The sequence below is a fragment of the Marinifilum sp. JC120 genome (genome assembly GCA_004923195.1).
Taxonomy (GTDB): Bacteria; Desulfobacterota; Desulfovibrionia; order Desulfovibrionales; family Desulfovibrionaceae; genus Maridesulfovibrio.
Window position 1 is genome coordinate 1 of sequence record RDSB01000098.1, and the last position, 837, is coordinate 837.

Below are 837 nucleotides of genomic sequence, written 5' to 3' on the forward strand. Positions count from 1 at the left end.
CCACCTACGGAAACGAAGTCCAAACCGAGTTCAAGAAGCATGTAAATGGTCATGAGGCCAGACTTAAACCCCAAGCATTCCAATCAAGAAAACCCCAGACCGGAACAGGGGACACAATCCGCGATGAGATGCAGCGTGACAACGTGGATATCAATGAAACCGCAGATGAGACGCTCCAATTTCTGACACCTGAGACTGAAGAAACCTACGCAGTTCTTGCCGTGAATCGGGATGAGAATCTCAGAATCGAAGACAAGGTGTTGATCTCCGCTGAATCTAATCATGTTCTTGAATATCAATATGATGAAGAAGGACGACTTCTGGCAGCGACTTACTGCTGCGAACCTGTAGAAGCCTATCGTTACAACAAGTTGGGGCAGCGCGTGTTCTCTCAGGTCGCAGGTGGGGATAAGCTGGAGTACAGCTACAACGACCTTGGACAATTGGTGCGCGCTGGCGACACTATATATGTTTATGATCAGGACGGTGATCTGGTTGAAAAGAAATCTCCCGAAGGCGTAACCAGATACGAATACCTGAAAACCGGACAGCTCTGCGAGGCACATCTTCCTGATGGAACCGCCATTGAATACCGTTTTGATGAACGGGGCTTCAGGGCTGAAAAGTATATTAACTGTCAACTGGTTCAACGCTACCAGTGGATAGATTTAATCACCCTTACCGCAGTAGAAGATGCCGAAGGAATCAGCAAATTTCACTACAATGAACATGGCCGCGCAATGGGAATGATCCGTAATGGTCAGGTATTCCTCTTTGCAACCGATCAGTTAGGGAGTGTTTTTACTGTTGCCGATCCATCAGGAAATAGCGTACAGG

The 837-nt window shown here is 47.6% G+C and carries 1 protein-coding gene; it reads left to right on the forward strand.

Annotated elements, in window-relative coordinates:
* On the forward strand, positions 1 to 837 hold an 837-nt coding region (locus D0S45_20565; GenBank protein ID TIH07814.1), incomplete at both ends, for a hypothetical protein.